General features: G+C 70.2%; 20 protein-coding genes. 10 read left to right on the plus strand and 10 right to left on the minus strand.

Annotated elements, in window-relative coordinates; translation table 11 throughout:
- Positions 1–28: 28 nt before the first annotated feature.
- Both ACIREO_RS33980 and ACIREO_RS33985 read right to left on the minus strand, forming a co-directional pair.
- Positions 29–1,738 carry a threonine/serine exporter ThrE family protein gene (locus ACIREO_RS33980; protein WP_404117348.1) on the minus strand — a complete coding sequence of 570 codons (1,710 nt, stop codon included), beginning with the start codon at positions 1,736–1,738 and terminating at the stop codon, positions 29–31.
- Positions 1,739–1,933: 195 nt separating this feature from the next.
- Positions 1,934–2,428: an inorganic diphosphatase gene (locus ACIREO_RS33985; RefSeq protein ID WP_404117350.1), complete on the minus strand. Its 495-nt coding sequence runs from the start codon at positions 2,426–2,428 to the stop codon at positions 1,934–1,936.
- An 86-nt stretch (positions 2,429–2,514) separates the two neighbouring features.
- Here ACIREO_RS33985 and dacB point away from each other — a divergent pair, with 86 nt between their 5' ends.
- The 6 genes from dacB to folE all read left to right on the plus strand — a co-directional run bounded on the left by dacB (position 2,515) and on the right by folE (position 10,188).
- Positions 2,515–3,999: a D-alanyl-D-alanine carboxypeptidase/D-alanyl-D-alanine-endopeptidase gene (gene dacB / locus ACIREO_RS33990; protein WP_404117352.1), complete on the plus strand. Its 1,485-nt coding sequence runs from the start codon at positions 2,515–2,517 to the stop codon at positions 3,997–3,999.
- A 63-nt stretch (positions 4,000–4,062) separates the two neighbouring features.
- Entirely contained in the window at positions 4,063–5,208 is a 1,146-nt protein-coding gene (locus ACIREO_RS33995; RefSeq protein WP_404117354.1) for a zinc-dependent metalloprotease, read from the plus strand.
- Positions 5,209–5,396: 188 nt separating this feature from the next.
- Complete coding sequence (gene tilS / locus ACIREO_RS34000) at positions 5,397–6,461, plus strand: tRNA lysidine(34) synthetase TilS (RefSeq protein ID WP_404117357.1); 1,065 nt, start codon at positions 5,397–5,399, stop codon at positions 6,459–6,461.
- A gap of 98 nt (positions 6,462–6,559) precedes the next feature.
- Complete coding sequence (gene hpt, locus ACIREO_RS34005) at positions 6,560–7,099, plus strand: hypoxanthine phosphoribosyltransferase (protein WP_404117501.1); 540 nt, start codon at positions 6,560–6,562, stop codon at positions 7,097–7,099.
- Between the two features lie 247 nt (positions 7,100–7,346).
- Positions 7,347–9,398, plus strand: coding sequence for an ATP-dependent zinc metalloprotease FtsH (gene ftsH / locus ACIREO_RS34010; RefSeq protein ID WP_404117360.1), 2,052 nt, complete (start codon positions 7,347–7,349; stop codon positions 9,396–9,398).
- 184 nt (positions 9,399–9,582) lie between these two features.
- Positions 9,583–10,188 carry a GTP cyclohydrolase I FolE gene (gene folE / locus ACIREO_RS34015; protein WP_404117362.1) on the plus strand — a complete coding sequence of 202 codons (606 nt, stop codon included), beginning with the start codon at positions 9,583–9,585 and terminating at the stop codon, positions 10,186–10,188.
- 132 nt (positions 10,189–10,320) lie between these two features.
- Here the strand turns inward: folE and ACIREO_RS34020 are convergent, their stop codons facing one another.
- The 6 genes from ACIREO_RS34020 to ACIREO_RS34045 form a co-directional block, all read right to left on the minus strand.
- Positions 10,321–10,806: a DUF3180 domain-containing protein gene (locus ACIREO_RS34020; protein WP_404117365.1), complete on the minus strand. Its 486-nt coding sequence runs from the start codon at positions 10,804–10,806 to the stop codon at positions 10,321–10,323.
- Between the two features lie 84 nt (positions 10,807–10,890).
- Positions 10,891–11,502, minus strand: coding sequence for a 2-amino-4-hydroxy-6-hydroxymethyldihydropteridine diphosphokinase (gene folK, locus ACIREO_RS34025; protein WP_403999317.1), 612 nt, complete (start codon positions 11,500–11,502; stop codon positions 10,891–10,893).
- Positions 11,499–11,858 carry a dihydroneopterin aldolase gene (gene folB / locus ACIREO_RS34030; RefSeq protein WP_356713804.1) on the minus strand — a complete coding sequence of 120 codons (360 nt, stop codon included), beginning with the start codon at positions 11,856–11,858 and terminating at the stop codon, positions 11,499–11,501. The genes folK and folB overlap by 4 nt, the downstream gene beginning before the upstream one ends.
- 193 nt (positions 11,859–12,051) lie before the next feature.
- Positions 12,052–12,534, minus strand: coding sequence for a nuclear transport factor 2 family protein (locus ACIREO_RS34035; protein ID WP_404117368.1), 483 nt, complete (start codon positions 12,532–12,534; stop codon positions 12,052–12,054).
- Positions 12,531–13,391: a dihydropteroate synthase gene (gene folP, locus ACIREO_RS34040; protein WP_404117370.1), complete on the minus strand. Its 861-nt coding sequence runs from the start codon at positions 13,389–13,391 to the stop codon at positions 12,531–12,533. The genes ACIREO_RS34035 and folP overlap by 4 nt, the downstream gene beginning before the upstream one ends.
- A gap of 235 nt (positions 13,392–13,626) precedes the next feature.
- Positions 13,627–14,802, minus strand: a complete 1,176-nt coding sequence (locus tag ACIREO_RS34045) for an ABC transporter ATP-binding protein (protein ID WP_404117373.1) — start codon at positions 14,800–14,802, stop codon at positions 13,627–13,629.
- Positions 14,803–14,944: 142 nt separating this feature from the next.
- On the opposite strand from ACIREO_RS34045, the gene ACIREO_RS34050 reads away from it, so the two are divergent.
- The 4 genes from ACIREO_RS34050 (at position 14,945) to ACIREO_RS34065 (ending at position 18,543) form a co-directional block, all read left to right on the plus strand.
- Complete coding sequence (locus tag ACIREO_RS34050) at positions 14,945–15,664, plus strand: ABC transporter permease (RefSeq protein ID WP_401524919.1); 720 nt, start codon at positions 14,945–14,947, stop codon at positions 15,662–15,664.
- A 3-nt stretch (positions 15,665–15,667) separates the two neighbouring features.
- Positions 15,668–16,342: an ABC transporter permease gene (locus ACIREO_RS34055; protein WP_404117375.1), complete on the plus strand. Its 675-nt coding sequence runs from the start codon at positions 15,668–15,670 to the stop codon at positions 16,340–16,342.
- A gap of 49 nt (positions 16,343–16,391) precedes the next feature.
- The gene (locus ACIREO_RS34060; protein ID WP_404117378.1) at positions 16,392–17,363 is read left to right on the plus strand and encodes a glycine betaine ABC transporter substrate-binding protein; all 972 of its coding nucleotides are present in this window, start codon (positions 16,392–16,394) and stop codon (positions 17,361–17,363) included.
- Between the two features lie 151 nt (positions 17,364–17,514).
- The gene (locus tag ACIREO_RS34065; RefSeq protein WP_404117380.1) at positions 17,515–18,543 is read left to right on the plus strand and encodes a hypothetical protein; all 1,029 of its coding nucleotides are present in this window, start codon (positions 17,515–17,517) and stop codon (positions 18,541–18,543) included.
- A 33-nt stretch (positions 18,544–18,576) separates the two neighbouring features.
- Here ACIREO_RS34065 and ACIREO_RS34070 read toward each other — a convergent pair whose 3' ends face one another.
- Both ACIREO_RS34070 and ACIREO_RS34075 read right to left on the minus strand, forming a co-directional pair.
- Positions 18,577–19,719 (minus strand): NADH-quinone oxidoreductase subunit D, encoded by a 1,143-nt coding sequence (locus ACIREO_RS34070; RefSeq protein WP_404117383.1) that lies wholly within the window; start codon positions 19,717–19,719, stop codon positions 18,577–18,579.
- The gene (locus ACIREO_RS34075; RefSeq protein ID WP_404117385.1) at positions 19,716–20,717 is read right to left on the minus strand and encodes an SAM-dependent methyltransferase; all 1,002 of its coding nucleotides are present in this window, start codon (positions 20,715–20,717) and stop codon (positions 19,716–19,718) included. Before ACIREO_RS34075 ends, ACIREO_RS34070 begins: the two co-directional genes overlap by 4 nt.
- Positions 20,718–20,740: the final 23 nt, after the last annotated feature.

Below are 20,740 nucleotides of genomic sequence, written 5' to 3' on the forward strand. Positions count from 1 at the left end.
CCAGGGAGACCGGGGCGCCGCGTGTGTGTCAGAAGCCGCGGGTCCGCTTGGCCGCCCGGCGGGACGCGCCCTCGACCGCGCCCGGCACCCGCATGAAGAGCCGGGAGATCTCGCTTCCCAGGTTGACCCCGATGGCGATCGCCAGCGCTGTGGCGACCGCCGTGGAGAGCGAGGTGAGCCCGGCCTCCACCTCGTTCTGCGCGACGAACAGCAGACCGAAGTAGGTCGCTGAACCGGGCAGCAGTGGGCCGATCGCGGCCGTGATGTAGGGCAGCGACGAGCTGTAGTGGTAACGCGAGAACAGCTGGCCGAACAGCCCCACCAGGCCGGCCGCCACCGCCGTGGCAGCCACCGGCGAGATATGGCCCTCACGGGCCATCGCCCCGTAGATGACCCAGGCCACGCCCCCGTTGAGGGTCACCGCCAGCACGGTGGAACGTTCCTGCTGGAGCAGGATGGCGAACGCCAGCGTCAGGGTCATCGAGACCAGGATCTGCAGCCCCGGCCGGTCGTTGGCAACGACCTGCGCCTCCGGGTTGAGCTGCGCACCGAGCTGGACGCCCAGGTAGAGCATCAGCAGCACACCCGCCACGATGCCGATGAAGAAGTACATGACCTCCAGGAGCCGGGCTCCCGCGGTGATGTAGTAGCCCGTCAGGCCGTCCTGCACCCCGGCGACGAGAGCCCGTCCGGGCAGCAGCGCGAACAGTCCACCGGTGATCACCGCGGAGGGCCGCACATCCGTCGAATGGGTGAGGGTCAGGGCGATACCCATCGCGGCGGGAGGCATGGCCGCCACCGTGAACTGGTAGAACTCGGGCAGCCCGCGCCCGGCGCAGAGCCAGGCCAGCCGGTCGCCGAGCATCGCGCCCGCCGCCGCCACGATGAAGACCAGCGCGTTGCCGCCGACCAGCACCGATGCCGAGCCGGCGAGCAGACCTGCGGCGGCCGTCAGCACCCAGCCCGGATACGGGTGACGGTTACGGCGGATCTCGGCGAGGCGCCGGTAGGCCTCCTCCAGCGAGACCTCGACGTGCTCCGCCGTGGTGATGTCGTCGATCAGCCGGAACACGGCCGCCAGCCGGGTGTAGTCGGTGCCCCGGCGGCGTACGGTGCGGCTCGCCGTCACGGGGTCGTCGACCAGTGACGGCTGGTACGAGATGGACAGCAGGGTGAAGGTGACCGTGGGCTCGGAGCGGTCGAGCCCGTACGACCGCGTCACGGCGAACATCGCCGCCTCGACGTCCTCGGCGCCCTCGCCGCCCGCGAGGAGCAGCTCCCCGATACGCAGAGTCAGGTCGAGCACACGCGGTACGGCGGGACCCGAGTCGTCGGTCCGCTGCACGCTCTCGGGCGCCGGACGCTCCGTCACCGGCATGCGCAGCATCGTGCGCATCCGGTCCTGCCAGGGAGCTTCCTTGGTCAGCCGGACCATCGGAATCCCGTGCGCGGGGGTGAACGCGGGCGCATGGTGCTGTGCGTCGTACCCGGGCGGCGGGACGAAGGCGGACGTGAGTGTGTCGGATCCCGCCCCGTTCCCCGGCCCGGAAGGAGAACCGGGGCCGGACGACGCCGACGGATCGGTGTGGAGACCGGACGGAAGGGCAAATTCCGATGTCGGATGGTCGTCCTCGGACGGAGCCGCGGGCTGCTCGACACCGGCCGGCGGGAGGAAGGCGCTGCGCGCCTCGTCGGACTGGGGCTTCTGGTCCTCGGGACCGCCCTGTTCCGCCACCACTCGACCTCGTTCCTCCTCGACCGCTCGTACCGGGAGCGCTTCTGCCCAGTATGTGCACGGACATGGGCCGCCACACGCAACGGGCGGCGCACCGGTGAAGGTGCGCCGCCCGTTGTCCGTACGACTGGCTGGGCCGGTCGGCCCATGCGCCGCGATCCGCGCCGTCCCCACTCGTGACGGGAACGTGGGATTACGTCAGTGCTTCCCGCCCTGCGCCTCGAGGCGCTTGCGGGAGGCCTCGATCTCGGCCTCGGCCTCGGTGCGGCCGACCCAGTCGGCGCCCTCGACGGACTTGCCGGGCTCCAGGTCCTTGTAGACCTCGAAGAAGTGCTGGATCTCCAGACGGTCGAACTCCGACACGTGGTGGATGTCGCGCAGGTGCTCCACCCGGGGGTCGGAGGCCGGCACGCACAGCAGCTTGTCGTCGCCGCCGGCCTCGTCGGTCATGCGGAACATGCCGATCGCGCGGCACTTGATGAGGCAGCCGGGGAACGTCGGCTCCTCCAGGATGACCAGCGCGTCCAGCGGGTCGCCGTCCTCGCCGAGGGTGTTCTCGACGTAACCGTAGTCCGCCGGGTAGCTGGTCGAGGTGAAGAGTCGACGGTCCAGACGGATCCGACCGGTCTCGTGGTCCACCTCGTACTTGTTCCGCGAACCCTTCGGGATCTCGATAACGACGTCGAACTCCACGGGTGGCTCCTCCATGATCAACACATACGACTGATGGTTAAGTGTCCCTCACGCAGATGAGTGCTCGCGAAAGGGGCTGGTCAACGGTGGCCGAGCCGGTGGAGAAACCGACAGACGGACCGTTGAACAGGTGGGGCAAGTGGAAAGTCCCGGAGTACCTGAAGCGCGGGGGCGGACGGGACGACCTCCGGCTCGTGGCAGGCTCGGCCGTGCTCGGCCTGGTGGTCGCCGCCGGTGCCGTTCTGGCTGCCGGTCCCTGGGACTCCGGTCAGCGTAAGGCCGAGCGGGACCAGGTGGCCGTCCAGCGGCGCGCAGGTGGCGTACATCACGAAGGGACCGATCCCGGCGGTCCGGAGCCCGCAGCCAGCGCGCCAGCCGTCCTGAAGGCGCTCGGTGCCGCTGCCGGCCTCAGCGCCCCGGCGGGCACCAGCGGCCTGGACGCCGCCCTCACGCCCCTGCTGGACGCGCCCGCACTCGGCTCCGTGCGCACCGCGGTGGTCGTCGACGCGGCCACCGGCAAGCAGCTGTACGCGCGGGGCGCGACGACGCCCATGACCCCCGCGTCCACGGTGAAGATCGCCACGGCCACCGCCGCGCTGTCCGCCCTGGGGCCCGTCCACCGCATCGCGACGACGGTCACGCTGTCCCCGGACTCCCGGACGCTCACCCTCGTCGGGGGCGGCGACCCCACCCTGGACAAGGCGGCCCTGCGCTCCCTGGCCGCTGACACGGCACGCTCCCTGCACGACGCCGGTACCGGGTCCGTGCGGCTGGCGTACGACACCTCGCGCTATTCCGGGCCGGCGGTCCACCCCATCGGCCCCAACGAGAACATCGCGCCCGTCAGCGCGCTCATGGCCGACGAGGGCCGCCTCGACAAGAGCGACCGGGGGCCCGCCGCCCGTACCGAGGACCCGGCGGGTGATGCCGCGCGTACCTTCGCGGACCTCCTCGACGACGCCGGCGTCGCCACCCGCTCGGACCCCGCGTCCGGACGGGCCGCGGCCGGGTCCCGGACGGTGGCGACGCACCGTTCCGCGCCGCTCTCCGCCCTGGTCGAGCGGGCCTTGACCAACAGCGACAACGACATCGCCGAGGCACTGGCACGGCAGACCGCGCTGAAGGCCGGGGAGCCCGCCTCCTTCGCCGGGAGCCGCCGCGCCGTCACCGCCCGGCTCAAGACGCTCGGCCTGCCGCTGACCGGAGCCCTGCTCGCCGACGGCAGCGGTCTCGACCGCGCCGACAAGGTCACGGCAGGACTCCTGGCCCGGCTGCTCGCCCTCGCCGCCGCACCGGACCACCCGGAGCTCCGCCCCGTCCTCACCGGCCTCCCGGTCGCCGGATTCAGCGGCACGCTCGGCGACCGCTACACCGCGACGTCTCCGGCGACCGGCCTGATCAGGGCCAAGACGGGCACGCTCACGGGAGTGAACAGCCTCGCCGGGACCGCCGTCGACGCCCAGGGCCGGCTGCTCGCCTTCGCCTTCCTGGCCTCGGGCACCACATCCGCGGCCGACGCGGAGGCCTCCCTCGACACTCTGGCCACCACACTCGCCCGGGGCACCCGGTGAGCGGCTGGGCGGCCGGCGGCTGACACCCCACCACGGAGCGACCACCTCACGTACGGTTGACGCATGACGAGCATCGGTGGTGCCGAGATGGTCGACTGGAATCTCGCGGTCGCGACTGCGACCCGGTTCGTGCGGCCGGGTCCCGAGATCAGCCGCGAGGAGGCCCGCGCCGTCGTCGCTGAGCTCCGACGGCATGCCAAGGCCTCGGAGGAGCACGTCCGTTCGTTCACCCGGATGATCCCGGAGGGCCACGAACCCGAGGACACCCCGGTCCTGGTCGTCGACCGGGCCGGGTGGATCAGGGCCAATGTGGCGGGCTTCCGTGAGCTGCTGCGTCCGCTGCTGGGGAAGATGCAGGACCGCCGCGGCAGCGGGCCGGGCAATGCCGTGCTCGGTGCGGTCGGCGGCAAGGTGACCGGTGTCGAACTGGGCATGCTGCTGTCGTTCCTGGCCTCCCGCGTCCTCGGGCAGTACGAGACCTTCGCCCCCGCCACCCGGGAGCTGCCCGCGTCCTCCAAGGGGGGCGGCAGGCTGCTGCTGGTTGCCCCCAACATCGTCCATGTCGAACGCGAACTCGAGGTGGACCCCCACGATTTCAGGCTCTGGGTGGCCCTTCACGAGGAGACGCACCGCACGCAGTTCACCGGGGTCCCCTGGCTCCGTGACCATCTGCAGGGCGAAATCCAGTCGTTCCTCGACGAGACCGACGTCGACCCGATGACCGTGCTCGAACGCCTCCGCGAGGCCGCGCAGGCCTTCTCGGGAGGCAGCCGCCCCGAGGGCGAGCGGGGGGAGGAGGGCGACGACGGCGGGCACAGCCTCGTCGAGATCGTCCAGACGCCCTCCCAGCGCGAGATCCTGGGCCGCCTCACCGCCGTGATGTCCCTGCTCGAAGGCCACGCGGACTTCGTGATGGACGGAGTGGGCCCCGACGTGGTGGCCTCCGTCGCCGAGATCCGGGAGAAGTTCCAGCAGCGCAGGGCGCGCGGCGCGAGCAGGCTGGACCTGGCGCTGCGCAAGCTCCTGGGGCTCGACGCCAAGCTGCGGCAGTACCGCGACGGCGAGAAGTTCGTCCGGGCCGTGGTGGACGAGGTCGGTATGGACGGTTTCAACCGGGTGTGGACCTCTCCCAACACCCTTCCCACCAAGGCCGAGATCGCCGCACCGGCGGACTGGGTGGCGCGGGTGCACCGTAAGGCAGAATCGTGATCTTGGGTGGTCCGGCGGCAGGAGATTGCCTCTCCAATCACCCATCCGAGGGACCATAGGGGCATGGGAAGGCGTGCAATGCTCGATGAACAGCTTGGCTCTGTCACCATCGACGCACTCTGAGTGACGGGATTTGGTCCCGCGCGCTCGGAGGCACCCCCCAAAACTTCACCCGAAGGGCACCGGACATGGGTCCCCATCCTGCGGTCGCGGCGATACGCCTGGCGGTTCGCCGCGTACTCCACGACGTCGTCACCGAATACAACCGCCACACCGAACAGGCCGCACGCGCCGAGTTCGCCGAAGCCGGGGCGGGCGGGCGCCGTTCCGCGCTTCCCGAACGGCCGGAAACCCCGCTGGTGCTCGTCGCGTGCTCCGGCGGCGCCGACTCCATGGCTCTCGCCTCCGCCCTCGCCTTCGAGGCGCGCAAGCTCCCCGTCCGCGCCGGCGGCATCACCGTCGACCACGCCCTTCAGCCCGGCTCCGGCCTCCGCGCCGACGAGGTCGTCGTCCGCCTCGCCGAGATGCGGCTCGACCCGGTCGAGGCGGTCGCCGTGCGGGTCGGCCGCGACGGCGGGCCCGAGGCCGCCGCCCGTGACGCCCGCTACGCCGCCCTGGACGACGCGGCGGACCGCCATGGCGCCGCCGCCGTGCTTCTCGGCCACACCCGCGACGACCAGGCCGAGACCGTCCTGCTGGGCCTTGCCCGTGGCTCGGGTATCCGCTCGCTCTCCGGGATGGCAGCCGCCACCGGCCGCTACCGCCGCCCGTTCCTCCAGCTCGACCGGCAGACCGCCCGCAAGGCTTGTCTGGTCCAGTCGATCCCCGTATGGGACGACCCTCACAACATCGACCCCGCCTACACCCGTTCCCGGCTGCGCCACGAGGGCCTGCCCGCCCTGGAGAAGGCGCTGGGCAAAGGAGTGGTGGAAGCCCTCGCCCGCACCGCGCAGCTCTCGCGCGACGACGCGGACGCCCTCGACACCTGGGCCACCGAGGCCGCACGCTCGGTCCGCGACGACGACGGACGACTGGAGTGCTCCAAGCTCTCCGTCCTGCCGCCCGCGGTACGCCGCAGGGTGCTGCGCCGGGCCGTGATCGACGCCGGATCGCCCGCCGGTTCGCTCTTCGCCCGGCACATCGAGGAAGTCGACCGGCTCATCACCGGCTGGCGGGGCCAGGGCGCCATCAACCTGCCCGGCCGCGTCGAGGTGCGGCGGCAGGGTGGCAGACTGGTGATTCGGCAGAGCTGAAGCGCAAGCGGCTGAAGTGCAGGCGAAACGCCGGTCCGGCCCGGGGAACAGTCCGGTCCGGCAGGGCAGAGAAAGAGACGCGGGTGAACGAGAAGGACATGGGTACCGACCTTCAGTCGGTGCTCCTCACCAAGGAAGAGATCGACGCGAAGCTCGTGGAGCTGGCAGCGAAGATCGACGCGGAGTACGCGGACAAGGACCTGCTCATCGTCGGCGTGCTCAAGGGCGCGGTGATGGTCATGGCGGACCTGGCCCGCGCGCTGTCCACCCCCGTCACCATGGACTGGATGGCCGTCTCGTCGTACGGAGCCGGCACACAGTCCTCGGGCGTCGTCCGGATCCTCAAGGACCTCGACACCGACATCAAGGGCAAGCACGTCCTGATCGTCGAGGACATCATCGATTCCGGTCTGACACTGTCCTGGCTGCTGACCAATCTCGGCTCGCGTGAACCCGCGAGCCTGGAGGTCTGCACGCTGCTCCGTAAGCCGGATGCCGCGAAGGTCGCGATCGACGTGAAGTGGGTCGGCTTCGACATCCCCAACGAGTTCGTCGTCGGGTACGGACTGGACTACGCGGAGAAGTACCGCAACCTCCCCTTCGTCGGTACGCTCGCCCCTCACGTCTACGGCGGCTGAGGCAGCCGCCCCGACAGGAACCGGCGGATCCGGCTGAAGCGGCGGAACCGGTGGCACCCGGCCGAACCCGGCCGGACTCCCGGGAACCCTCGTGGCGTTCGGGCCGTTGGAGCCTTCGAAGACGGGTTTGCCGGACCTCCCCTGCGGTCACGGGTGACAATGCTGGGGTACGGTCCGAAGAACAGTCTTTTCTCACAGCAGCATTTACCTACGGGCAGGAGGGACGGGGCGACTTCGCTCCGTATGGATGGACGTGAAGCGATACTTCCGTGGGCCGGTCATGTGGATCGTGCTGGCCGTCCTCGCCGTGGTCGTGCTGATGCAGGTCGTCGGCTCGTCCGGCGGCTACAAGACGGTGGACACCGGCAAGGTGATCCAGGCGATCAGTAAGAACCAGGTGGAGCAGGCCAAGCTGACCACCGGTGACGAACAGATCCTGAAGATCGAGCTGAAGGACAAGGAAAAGCTCAAGGGCGAGTCCGGTAGCAAGTTCCAGGCGAGCTACATCGGCAACCAGGGTGTCGAGCTGGCCGACACGCTGCAGAAGAAGTTCGAGAGCGGTGACATCGAGAAGGGTTACACCGTCTCGCCGTCGAAGCAGTCCCCGTTCGTCTCGATCCTTCTCTCGTTGCTGCCCTTCGTCCTGATCGTGGTCGTGTTCCTGTTTCTGATGAATCAGATGCAGGGCGGCGGCTCCAAGGTCATGCAGTTCGGCAAGTCCAAGGCCAAGCTGATCACCAAGGACACGCCGAAGACGACGTTCTCCGACGTGGCGGGCTCGGACGAGGCCGTCGAGGAACTGTACGAGATCAAGGAATTCCTCCAGGAGCCGGCGAAGTTCCAGGCCGTCGGCGCCAAGATCCCCAAGGGTGTCCTGCTCTACGGGCCGCCGGGTACGGGTAAGACGCTGCTCGCTCGCGCCGTCGCCGGCGAGGCGGGCGTTCCGTTCTACTCGATCTCCGGTTCCGACTTCGTCGAGATGTTCGTCGGTGTCGGTGCCTCCCGTGTGCGTGACCTCTTCGAGCAGGCCAAGGCGAACGCTCCGGCGATCGTCTTCGTCGACGAGATCGACGCCGTCGGACGGCACCGCGGTGCCGGCATGGGCGGCGGTCACGACGAGCGCGAGCAGACACTCAACCAGCTGCTCGTCGAGATGGACGGCTTCGACGTGAAGGGCGGCGTCATCCTGATCGCCGCCACGAACCGGCCGGACATCCTGGACCCGGCGCTGCTGCGTCCCGGACGCTTCGACCGGCAGATCGCCGTCGACAGGCCGGACATGCAGGGCCGCCTCGCGATCCTGAAGGTGCACCAGAAGGGCAAGCCGGTCGCGGAGGACGTCGATCTCAACGCGGTCGCGCGTCGTACGCCCGGCTTCACCGGTGCCGACCTGGCGAACGTGCTGAACGAAGCGGCGCTCCTCACGGCGCGCAGCAACAAGAAGCTGATCGACAACTACATGCTCGACGAGGCCATCGACCGCGTCGTGGCGGGCCCGCAGAAGCGGACCCGGATCATGTCCGAGAAGGAAAAGAAGATCACCGCGTACCACGAGGGCGGACACGCCCTGGTCGCGGCGGCCTCACCCCAGTCGGATCCGGTCCACAAGATCACGATCCTCTCCCGCGGCCGTGCCCTCGGTTACACGATGGTGCTCCCGGAAGAGGACAAGTACTCCACGACGCGCAACGAGATGCTCGACCAGCTGGCGTACATGCTGGGCGGGCGCGCGGCCGAGGAGCTGGTCTTCCACGACCCGACGACCGGTGCTGCGAACGACATCGAGAAGGCCACCGCCACGGCCCGCGCGATGGTCACGCAGTACGGCATGACCGAGCGTCTCGGTGCGATCAAGTTCGGTGGAGACAACACCGAGCCGTTCGTGGGCCGGGAGATGGGCCATCAGCGCGACTACTCGGAAGAGGTCGCGGCGCTCGTCGACGAAGAGGTCAAGAAGCTCATCGAGACCGCGCACAACGACGCGTGGGAAATCCTCGTCGAGAATCGCGACATCCTCGACGCCCTGGTCCTGGAGCTCCTCGAGAAGGAGACGCTCAACAAGGAGCAGATCGCCGAGATCTTCGCCCCGATCGTGAGGCGCCCGGCTCGTCCGGCGTGGACCGGTTCCGCCCGGCGTACCCCGTCGACGCGTCCGCCAGTGCTCTCTCCCAAGGAACTGGCCCTGACCAACGGCTCTGCCAATGGTTCGGGTGCTCCGGAGATCGCTCCGACGGACATCACGTCGAAGAACACCGGCACCTCCACGGAGGCGCTCCCCGAGGATCGCCCCGAGAGCTAGCCTCTGCCCGACCAGGTGTGGCCCCTGTCACGGGGGCTCCACCAGGCCCGGAATGGATGCCGTGCCCCCCAGGTTCTAGCCTGTGGGGGCGCGGCATTTTCGTATGCCTGCGCTGTGCCTGCCGCACTTCCGTGAGGTCCGGGCGGGCCCCGCGCATGTGACTGCACAGAGGAACGAGGCACAGATGACCGACCCGGTGACGCTCGACGGGCAGAGTTCGATCGGCGTATTCGACGAGAAGCGGGCCGAGTCGGCCGTGCGGGAGCTCCTCTACGCTGTCGGGGAGGACCCGGACCGTGAGGGGCTGCGTGAGACTCCGGCCAGGGTGGCTCGTGCGTACAAGGAGATATTCGCGGGTCTCAACCAGGAGCCCGAGGATGTCCTGACGACCACGTTCGACCTCGGTCACGACGAGATGGTGCTGGTCAAGGACATCGAGGTGTTCAGCACCTGTGAGCACCACCTGGTGCCGTTCCACGGTGTCGCGCACGTCGGCTACATCCCGGCGTCGAGCGGCAAGATCACGGGGCTGTCCAAGCTGGCCCGGCTGGTCGACGTCTACGCCCGGCGGCCGCAGGTCCAGGAGCGGCTCACCACGCAGATCGCCGACTCCCTGATGGCGATTCTGGAGCCGCGCGGGGTCATCGTCGTCGTCGAGTGCGAGCACATGTGCATGTCGATGCGCGGTATCCGCAAGCCCGGGGCCAAGACGATCACGTCCGCGGTCCGTGGCCAGCTGCGTGATCCGGCCACGCGTGCCGAGGCGATGAGCCTCATCATGGCGCGCTAGAAGCGGCAGGAACGGCCTGATGCGGTCCGGGACGGGCTGACACGCCTGGTCCGGGATCCGACGAGGCGCCGCCTGATCCGACCGGGACACCGCCTGATCCGATCGAGACACCGCCTGATCCGGCGAGAGACCCTAGGCGGCCTGGGCCGTGTTTCTGTCGTCGTCCCCGTCCTCCGGGAGCTTGCAGACACGTTCGAGGAAGTAGGCGGCGGCGACGACCGCGATGCCGGCCAGGACGGCGAAGCCCGCGTAGATGGCCTGATCCCGCCGGGGCGGGACGTCGAGGGAGCCGAGCAGGAAAACGCCCGCGCCGCCGTACATCCCTGCGACCAGCGCTGCGACGAGCGCGCTCGCCTGGCCGAAGACCACGGCGCGGGCGGCCATCATCGGCTCCACGCCCTTCGCCCCCGGGCGCCGCTCCCGCTGCGCGCGCAGCCGTGCCCGGATCGACAGGGCCGTGGCCAGGAGGACGACGGCGATCACGGCCAGCACGACGGGCGCGGCGAGCGGCACGCTCGGCAGTGTCCCCAGGGAGTCCCAGAGGCGGGCCCCACCCCAGGACAGGACGCCGGCTCCGGCGAAGAGTCCGGCCAGGGGCCCGAGCCGTAGTTGCTTCACCGAGAGTGCCGCCCTTCGTCGCCGTTGCCCGTTGCGGGTCGCCCGTGCCGGGCGACCGTGATCGGTCGTCCTTGAGCCTAACGACTACTCGGGGAGACGGAGTTCCAGGTCCGGCCTGGGAAGTACTCCGTCGCGGCCGACACCGGCCAGCAGGTCGGCCACCGGGCCGGCGCCGGGGAGCTGGGCCTCGGGGTCCACGTCATGCCACGGAGCGAGGACGAAGGCGCGCTCACGCGCGCGCGGGTGCGGGAGGGTCAACAGCGGGTCGTCGGAGACCACCTCGGCGTACGACACGATGTCGACGTCGATGGTGCGCGGTCCCCAGCGCTCCTCGCGGACCCGGTCGAAGGCCTCCTCGATGGCCTGGCCGCGCTCCAGCAGTGAGGAGGGGGGCAGGGTCGTCTTCACGACGATCACCGCGTTGAAATACGAGGGCTGGGAGCCGGGCTCGACGCCCCAGGGCTCCGTCTCGTAGACCGGGGAGACCGCTTTGACCCGGAGGCCGGGGGTGTCCTCCAGGGCGTCGATGGCGCCCTGGAGCGTCTCCAGCCGGTTGCCGAGGTTGGAGCCGAGGGAGATCACGGCCCGTTTGGGATTGGAGAGGGTGACGTCTGCCGCGTCGACCTGCTCGACCACTGCGGCGGGAACCGGCTGTACGGTCGGGTCGCTCTGCCCTTCGGTGGAAAATGCAGTCATGCTCGGCTCCGGGTGATGGTGATGGTCACGTCGTCGAAGGGAACGGTGATCGGGGCATCCGGCTTGTGGACGACGACCTCGACCTCCTCGACCCCCTCGTGCTTGAGGCACTGTTGCGCGATGCGTTCCGCGAGGGTCTCGATCAGATCGACGGGCTCACCCTTGACGACGTCTACGACCTCTTCCGCCACGACGCCGTAGTGAACGGTCTTCGACAGGTCGTCGGCGGCTGCCGCGGGGCGGGTGTCGAGGCCGAGCACCAGGTCCACGATGAAGGTCTGGCCTTCGGCCCGTTCCCGGGGGAAGACACCGTGGTGCCCACGGGCCTTGAGGCCGCGCAGCGCGACACGATCCACGCGAATCACTCCTGCTGTTTGTCGTCTCTGGAGGTACCTGACCGCGTGCGGGCGGTGCGGTGCCGTCTTTCGAATCTACCCGCGAGCACCGACAGCGCCCGCCCGCGGGTGCGCGGACAGGCCCGGCAGGGGGTTGGTAGCCGCGTATACCCCGTGATCGGAGGGCCCAATCCCCGCGACCCGCGCCCTCGGCTCAGGCGGTCGGTTCTTCGTCCTCTTCCTCACCGGTTTCGGCCAGTACGGGGGAGCCGTGGTGGGACCAGAGCTTCCAGCCCTCCGGTGTGCGCCGGAACACATTGGTGGCGACGACGAGCTGACCGACGAGCGGACCGAGCGCGTTGCCCTCCTCCGCGGGGCCGCCGCTGAGGATGTTCTCGGTACAGGTCACCAGGGCGGTGTCACCGGTCATGGAGACCCCGACATCGGTGAGGAAGAACTGGATGTACTCCGTGTTCGCCATGATCAGCGCGTAGCTCCGCAGCACCTCGCCGCGGCCCGTGAGCACCGGCCAGCCCGGGTGGACACAGGACACGGTCAGGTCCTCGCCGGGCAGCCACAGGCCGGAGAGCTCGTCGAGATCGCCGCGTTCCATCGCCTCGTAGAACGCGGTGTTGGCCTGCTCGACCGCCGCGATGTCGGCAGCGGCCTCCTCGTGCTCGTCGCGCGGGGCGCTCACGCGGCTCCCTCGACCGCGCGGGCGACCCGCACCGCGTCCGCCGTCGCCCGTACCGCGTGCACCCGGACCGCCCAGGCGCCCGCGGCGGCGGAGAGCGCGGAGATCGCGGCCGTCGCGGCGTCCCGCTCGCGGGCGGGCGGCGGGGCCGCCCCCTCGCCGGCCAGGACGCGGCCGAGGAACCGCTTACGGGAGGCGGCGACGAGCAGGGGCCTGCCCAGATCGCACAGCCGGTCGAGATGCGCCACCAGCGTGAGGTCCTGGGCGGCGTTCTTGGCGAATCCCAGCCCTGGGTCGATCACCAGCTTCTCGGGGTCCACCCCGCCCTCGATCACGGCCTCCATACGCTCCTGGAGCTCGGCGAGGACTTCGCCGACGACGTCCCCGTACACCGCGCGGCTGTTCATCGACTCGCTGAAACCCCGCCAGTGCATGACGACGAACGGCACTCCGGCGTCGGCGACGACCGGGATCATGCCCGGGTCGGCGAGGCCGCCGCTCACGTCGTTGACCAGGACAGCGCCGGCGGCGACGGACTGTTCGGCGACACCGGCCCGCATGGTGTCCACGGAGATGGTGACCCCCTCGGAGGCAAGCCCCCGCACCACGGGGATCACCCGGCGCAGCTCCTCGGCCTCGTCGACCCTGCTCGCTCCCGGGCGGGTCGACTCGCCGCCGACGTCGATCAGATCCGCCCCTTCGGCCACCAGTTCGAGGCCGTGCTTGATCGCCGCCGTGGTGTCGAACCAGTGGCCCCCGTCGGAGAAGGAGTCGGGCGTCACATTGACGACCCCCATGACCGCGCAGCGGTCCCACTCCGGGAGACCCCGTACCGTGCCCCGCCCTCGCAACGTACTCATGCGCCCAGCCTAGGCCGTGTCCGAGAAGTCCCGCCCGGCCCACGTCGCCGGGTTCGCGCACCGGGCGCGTCGTCGAACCGGGCGCCCGCGCGTCGGCTGCGGGGCGGTACGAGCCCGCCGCCGTGAGCGCGTGTCCCTGGATCCGCCCGCCCCGCGTTCAGCCGGACGGACGGCGGGCGGCCGGACGGCCCGGACGGCAGCCGGACGGACGGCAGCCGGACGGACGGAGGGGCGCTCAGGGGGCGCCGACGCCCGCCACCGTCTCCACGGCGACCTCGGCGCGCGGCACGGCCTGTGCGTCCGCGTCGATCGAGCGGCGCAGGGCCTCATGGAGGCGGGCCGGGGTGAGCACGCCGAGGAAGCGGCCGGCGGCCTCCTTGTCGATGACGGCGATCCAGCCGGCGTCGTGTTGCAGCATCGTGGCGAAGGCCTGCTTGAGCGGCGCACCGAGCGGGAGCCACGCCTCCATACGCCGGGCGTGCTCACGGACCGTGCCCTTGGCCGTCGCCCCGTCACCCGCCGGGATCCAGCCGTGCAGATTGTCCTGACCGTCGAGGACGACCGCCCAGCGCGCACCCTCGGCCCGCAGCCGCTCGGTCGCCTTCGCCAGCGGATCGTCGAGATGGACGACCGGCGGCTGGTCCAGGTCGCTCTCCTCGATGGGTGTGACCGAGAGCCGCTTCAGACCGCGGTCCGCCCCGACGAAGTCGGCGACGTACGGGGTCGCCGGAGCCCCGAGCACCGTGGCAGGGGTGTCGAACTGCTCGATGCGGCCGTTCCCGTAGACCGCGATCCGGTCACCGAGGCGGACGGCTTCCTCGATGTCATGGGTGACGAACAGCACAGTCTTGCGGACCTGAGCCTGTAGCTTGAGGAATTCGTTCTGCAGCCTTTCCCGTACGACCGGATCGACGGCGCCGAAAGGCTCGTCCATCAGCAGAACCGGCGGATCGGCCGCCAGGGCCCGGGCCACGCCCACCCGTTGGCGCTGGCCGCCGGAAAGCTGCTCGGGATAGCGGCCGCCATAAACGGAGGGATCGAGTCCGACAAGATCGAGCAGTTCAGCCGCACGTCGCCTGCCTTTTTCCCGCCCCCAGCCGAGGAGATGGGGAACGGTCGCCGTGTTCTCCAGGACCGTCTTGTGCGGGAAGAGACCGACCTGCTGGATCACATAGCCGATACGTCGGCGCAGCCTGACGGGGTCGATGGAGGATATGTCGTCCCCGTCGAGGAATATCCGTCCGTCGGTCGGTTCGGTCAGCCGGTTCACCATTTTCATGGTGGTCGTCTTCCCGCAGCCGGAAGGCCCGACGAGCGTGACCAGTTCACCCTCGGCGACCTCGAAGGAAAGGTCGTCGACGGCGGTGGTGCCGTCCTCGTACCGCTTGGTGACGTGCTCGAAACGGATCATGATTCCCCATTGTGACGCGGGTTCTGTGTAGGCCATGTTGCCGGAATAAGACAGCCTCGGCGATTGTCGGTGGTCGAGGATAGGGTCACCCAGGAACGGACCCGGGGCGGCATCGCGAGGGCGGACAGGAGACGGGGGGCGGATGGCCGAGCAGAACTGCCTGGTGGCGAACGACTGGATCTGCGGAGAGTATCTGCGCTCCCGCAGCCATGAGTTGACCGAAGCGACCGTCCAGCACATCTGGATCACGGCGGCCTCCGTGCTGATAGGGCTCGCGGTGGCATTCCCGCTCGCGCTGCTCGCGCGCCGTGGCCGGCATTTCGCGGGGCCGGTGCTCGGCCTGACCACCGTGCTCTACACCGTGCCGTCGCTGGCGATGTTCTCGCTGCTGCTGCCGCTCTTCGGCCTGTCGGCAGCGCTCGTCGTCACAGGCCTGGTGCTCTATTCACTGACCATTCTCGTACGGAACATCCTGGCGGGCCTCGAGGCGGTCCCGCAGGAAGCCAGGGAAGCCGCCGAGGGCATGGGGTACGGACCGGTCAGGCTGCTCTGGGAGGTCGAACTCCCCCTCGCGCTGCCCGCTCTGATGGCCGGGCTGCGGATCGCCACGGTGTCGACGGTCGCGCTGACGACCGTCGGCTCGCTCGTCGGCAAGGGCGGCCTCGGCAATCTCATCGAGGACGCGCTGCCCAGCTTCTTCAAGGCGCAGGTGCTCACCGCGTCCGTGCTCTGCGTGCTCCTCGCGGTGGCCGCGGATCTCCTGCTGCTGGGCGTGCAACGCCTGCTCACGCCCTGGACCCGGATACGGACGCCCGCCGGGGCATCCGCCGGGGCGGGCATCGCGAAGACGGAGGCGGTCTGATCCATGGGAGTCATCGGGGAGGCATGGACCTGGCTCACCACCGGCGCCAACTGGTCGGGGGACGGCGGGGCGGGGCACCGGCTGGCCGAGCATCTGTACGTCAGCGGGATCGCCCTCGCGGTGGCCTGCCTCATCGCCCTGCCCGTCGCGCTGTATCTCGGGCACGTGGGCAAGGGGGGCGCGCTCGCCGTCAACATCTCCAACGTGGGGCGCGCGGTCCCGGTGTTCGCGGTGCTGGCCCTCTTCATGATGACGCCGCTGCGTAACTCCGGCTATCTGCCCACGGTCATCGCGCTGGTGCTGTTCGCCGTGCCCCCGCTGCTGACCAACGCCTACGTCGGGATGACGGAGGTCGACCGGTCGGTTCTGGAGGCCGCGCGGGGCATGGGAATGTCCGGCCCGCAGCTTTTCGTGCGGGTCGAGCTTCCGCTCGCGTACCCGATGATCATGACCGGCCTCCGGTCCGCCGCCGTCCAGGTGATCGCCACCGCCTCGATCGCGGCGATGGTCGGCCTCGGTGGCCTGGGCCGGATCATCACCGCCGGCTTCAACACCTACGACACCGCGCAGGTCTTCGCCGGCGCCGTGCTGGTCGCCCTCCTGGCCCTGGTGGTGGAGGGCATTCTCGTGACGCTCGACCGGCTGCTGTCGCCCCTGCGTCGGCGCCGGGCCGTATGAGCCTGTCTTTTCGGACTGTGCACACCATTTTTCGCGGACGGAGAACAACATGAGCAGGACCTCGCGCATAGCGGGTGCGGTCATCGGAGCGGTCGCGCTGGCAGGGTCGCTCGCCGCGTGCGGCGGCGACAGCCTGGAGAAGGAGAAGGGCGGTTCGGACACGGATGCCGCCGCCGGCTCCAAGAAGGGCTCGCTCGTCGTGGGCGCCGCCGGCTTCACCGAGTCCAAGGTGCTCGCCGAGCTGTACGCCCAGGTCCTGGGCGGTGCCGGATACGACACGTCGGTCACCACGGTGAAGAACCGCGAACTGTACGAGCCCTCGCTGGAGAAGGGCGAGATCGACGTCGTCCCGGAATACGCGGCGACCCTCGCGGAATTCCTCAACGCCAAGGTCAACGGGGCGAAGGCCGAGCCGGTCGCGTCGGGTGACGTCGCGGCGACCGTCGCCGCCCTGGAGAAGCTCGCCACCCCCCTCGGACTGAAGGTCCTTCCGGCGGGGAAGGCCGTCGACCAGAACGCCTTCGCGGTGTCCAAGGAATTCGCCGAGAAGAACAGCCTCACGACGCTTTCCGATCTCGGCAGCTCGAAGATCAAGGTGAAGATCGCGGCGGGCGACGAGTGCGAGGTGCGCCCGTTCTGCGCACCCGGACTGAAGGAGACGTACGGCATCGACGTCACCGGGATCGACCCCAAGGGTGTCGGAACGCCGCAGTCCAAGCAGGCCGTCAAGGACGGTAAGGACCAGCTGGTCCTCACGACCACCACGGACGCGGTGCTCGACACCTACGGGCTGGTGTTCCTGGAGGACGACAAGAAGCTGCAGAACGCCGACAACGTCCTTCCGGTACTCAATGCCGAGGACGCGGGCGCACCGGAGATCGCGGAGGCGCTCGGGAAGCTCACCGGCGTACTCACCACGGAGGACCTCGCGGAACTGAACCGCAAGGTCGACGCGGAGCGCGCCAAGCCCGCCGACGCGGCCGGGGACTATCTCCGGTCGAAGGGCCTGATCAAGAAGTAAAAAGGCGTACGCGAGGGCTACTTGAAGGGCCCAAGGATCTTTCGTTCGGTTCGGCCCTGCATGACCCGGACGAGAGGCCCTTGGTAACCGGCGGGGAACAGATTGCCGGGTGGTCTCCCAAGTGGCTCGTACGCACGGTAAATTTCGGGCCATGCCACGAGGACGCCACCGCCATTCACCACCCCTCCACAGAATCCTGCCTCCCGCCGTGGTGGCCGGAGTGCCGGTCGTCTGCGCCGCCGGCGCCTGGTTCCTCGCGGAACCTCTGCCCCTGCGCGTCCTGGTGGCCGTGACAGGGGCGGTCGCTGTCACCGGTGCCTTTCTGATGCGCAGCTGGGACCGGGCCGCGGGGCTGCGTGTCGCGGAGCTGAACCGCGCCCGCGCCAGCGACGAGTGGAAGACCGAGGAGCGCATAGCCGAACTCGAGGCGGACCTCGAGGAATCCAGGGAACTGCGCATCCGGATGGAGACCAAGCTGCGCCGCAAGCGCGTGGAGCTCGCCGGGCTTCGCGGCGAACACGCCGCGCTGCTGCGCCGGTACGCCAACGCCGAGACGGAGCGTGCCAGCGCGCTGGAGGGCCGCAGGCAGCTCGCCATCGAGGCGTCCGCACCGCGCGAGCTCCTGCCTGCCCGGTCCACGCCCACGCCGGGCGCCTATCTGCGGGCCGCCCAGGCTCTGCGTGACCTGCCCCGCAACGCCGCGCTCCAGGAGGCGCGTCGCACTGCCGAGCCGGCCCGGCAGCCTGACATCGCCGAGCGTTCCGCGGAGCGGGAGACGGAGGGCGACGGCCCGCAGGGGAAGCACGCGGCGGTCGCCGGAGCGGGTGACCTCCAGCACCGCCGCCCCCAGGCCGCCCTGTCCGCACCGCAGCTGTCGCCCGCAGCCGTGCGCCCGCCGCGAGCCGTACCCGCGGCATCCGCCGTCGTTCCGTACGCCGCCGGGCGCCGTCACCTCGTCCCGCAGGGAAGCTTCGACTTCTTCGGCACGCAGAAGGCGAACGCCGCGATCGAGGCCGTGCAGAACGAGGACCTCGCGGACGTGGTGGGCGAGGAGGCCCTGGCGGCGCACCGTACGGGCGCGGCCGAGAACCGCGCCGTCGGCAAGGTCATCGACCTGACGGCGCACGACGAGACCGAGCAGCTGGACGTCGTCGAGCTGCGCAGCGCGATCTCCTCGTAGCCCTCGCGGGCCGGGTGCCCCGTCCAGGGGGGCTTACTTGTCGATGTCCCCGACGACGAAGAAGAGCGAGCCCAGGATCGCCACCATGTCGGCGACGAGCGTGCCCGGCAGCAGCTCGGTGAGTGCCTGGATGTTGTTGAACGAGGCGGAGCGCAGCTTCAGCCGGTACGGGGTCTTCTCGCCCGTGGAAACCAGGTAGTAGCCGTTGATGCCCAGCGGGTTCTCGGTCCACGCGTAGGTGTGGCCCTCCGGCGCCTTCAGCACCTTGGGCAGCCGCTGGTTGATGGGGCCGGGCGGCAGGTCGGCCATCCGGTCCAGGCACGCGTCGGCGAGGTCCAGGGCGTTGTGCGTCTGTTCCAGAAGGCACTCGAAACGGGCCAGGCAGTCGCCCTCGGCCCGGGTGACGACCTTGAGCGTGCCCCCCAGCTCCCCGTACGCGAGATACGGCTCGTCGCGCCGCAGGTCGAAGTCGACCCCGGAGGCCCTGGCGATCGGTCCGGACACCCCGTAGGCGTGCACGGCGTCGGCGGACAGCACGCCCACCCCGCGGGTGCGGCCCCGGAAGATCTCGTTGCCGAGCACCAGCCGGTCGTACACGTCCATCCGCGAACGCACGGACGCCACGGCGTCCCTGGCCCGGCCGAGCCAGCCCGCCGGCAGGTCCTCCTTGAGGCCGCCGACCCGGTTGAACATGTAGTGCATCCGGCCGCCGGAGACCTCCTCCATCACGGCCTGGAGCTCCTCGCGCTCCCGGAACGCGTAGAACACCGGGGTGATACCGCCGAGTTCGAGAGGGTAGGAGCCGAGGAACATCAGGTGGTTGAGGACCCGGTTCAGCTCCGCGAGCAGCGTCCTCGTCCAGACGGCGCGCTCGGGGACCTCCATGCCGAGCATCCGCTCGACGGCCATGACGACCCCGAGCTCGTTGGAGAACGCCGACAGCCAGTCGTGGCGGTTGGCGAGCATGATGATCTGCCGGTAGTCCCTGGCTTCGAAGAGCTTCTCGGCACCCCGGTGCATATAGCCGATGACGGGCTCGGCCTGCTGGATCCGCTCGCCGTCCAGGACGAGCCGCAGCCGGAGCACACCGTGGGTGGAGGGGTGCTGCGGGCCGATGTTCAGCACCATGTCGGTGCTCTCCGCCGCGCCGCCGATGCCGATCGTCGTCTCCGTCATGCGGGACAGTATCCCTCTTCACGGTCCGGGACCCGATGCCGCAGCCAGCCGAAGTCGCCCAGCCCGCCCCGCGCCGTCAGCTCCGCGGCCTCCCCGGCGGACGCGAGCGCCCGCACATAGCCGGCGGGGTCGGCCGACGCCTGTGCCAGCGGGGGGCGTTCGCCGCTGATCCCCAGCTCCCGCAGCGCCGTCCGCTGGTCCAGGAGTTCGGCCGCGCCGCCCGCCGCAGCCGCGCAGGCGTCCAGCGCCACGTGCGAGGTCAGGTCGCAGCTCCCGTCGGGCACGGGCTCTACCTCGCGGCCCTCACGGAACCCGGTCAGCGTCCCGAACGGCGGCCGCGACGCCCGTACATGCGCGTAGTCGACCGCCACCGCGGTACCGCCCGCCAGCGACGCGACCGCCCTGGCCCAGGCCTCGTCGCGGGGTCTGCCGATCTCCGCACGGTCGCCGGGCCGGGACAGCGGCCACCAGCGGCTCAGCCACGCGGCGTCCGCCCCGGTCACCGGGTCGCCGAGCCGCTCGGTCCCGTCGCCCCTCCGTACGAGGACGTAGCGGGGCACCCCGTCGGCGTCGGCCTCGGCGATGTCCGTCGGGACGTTGTCCAGCCATTCGTTGGCGAACAGCAGCCCCCGCACACCCTGCGGCGGTTCGGCGCACCACTCGATGTCAGGGTCCAGGCCGGGCGGGCGCGGGGCGACCTCCACGGCGTACGCGCGCACGGTGAGACCAGGGGCCAGGGGCCCGTCGCGCAGCGCCGCCAGCACCCCGGTCAGCAGTTCGCCGCGGCCCGCTCCCACATCCACCAGGCAGACCGAGTCCGTCCCCAGCTCCCGCGCGGTGCCGGCCAGCAGCCGGGCGACGGTGGTGGCGAACAGACGGGAGGCATGCACCGACGTGCGGAAATGGCCCGCGGGGCCCTCCGGGCGCCGGTAGAAGCCCTTTTCCCCGTACAAAGCGGTCTCGGCGGCTTCCCGCCAGGGGCACCAGTCATACGTCACGTAGGCAAGTCTCCACCTTGGGG

This window comes from Streptomyces sp. NPDC102441 (assembly GCF_044765585.1).
Taxonomy (GTDB): domain Bacteria; phylum Actinomycetota; class Actinomycetes; order Streptomycetales; family Streptomycetaceae; genus Streptomyces.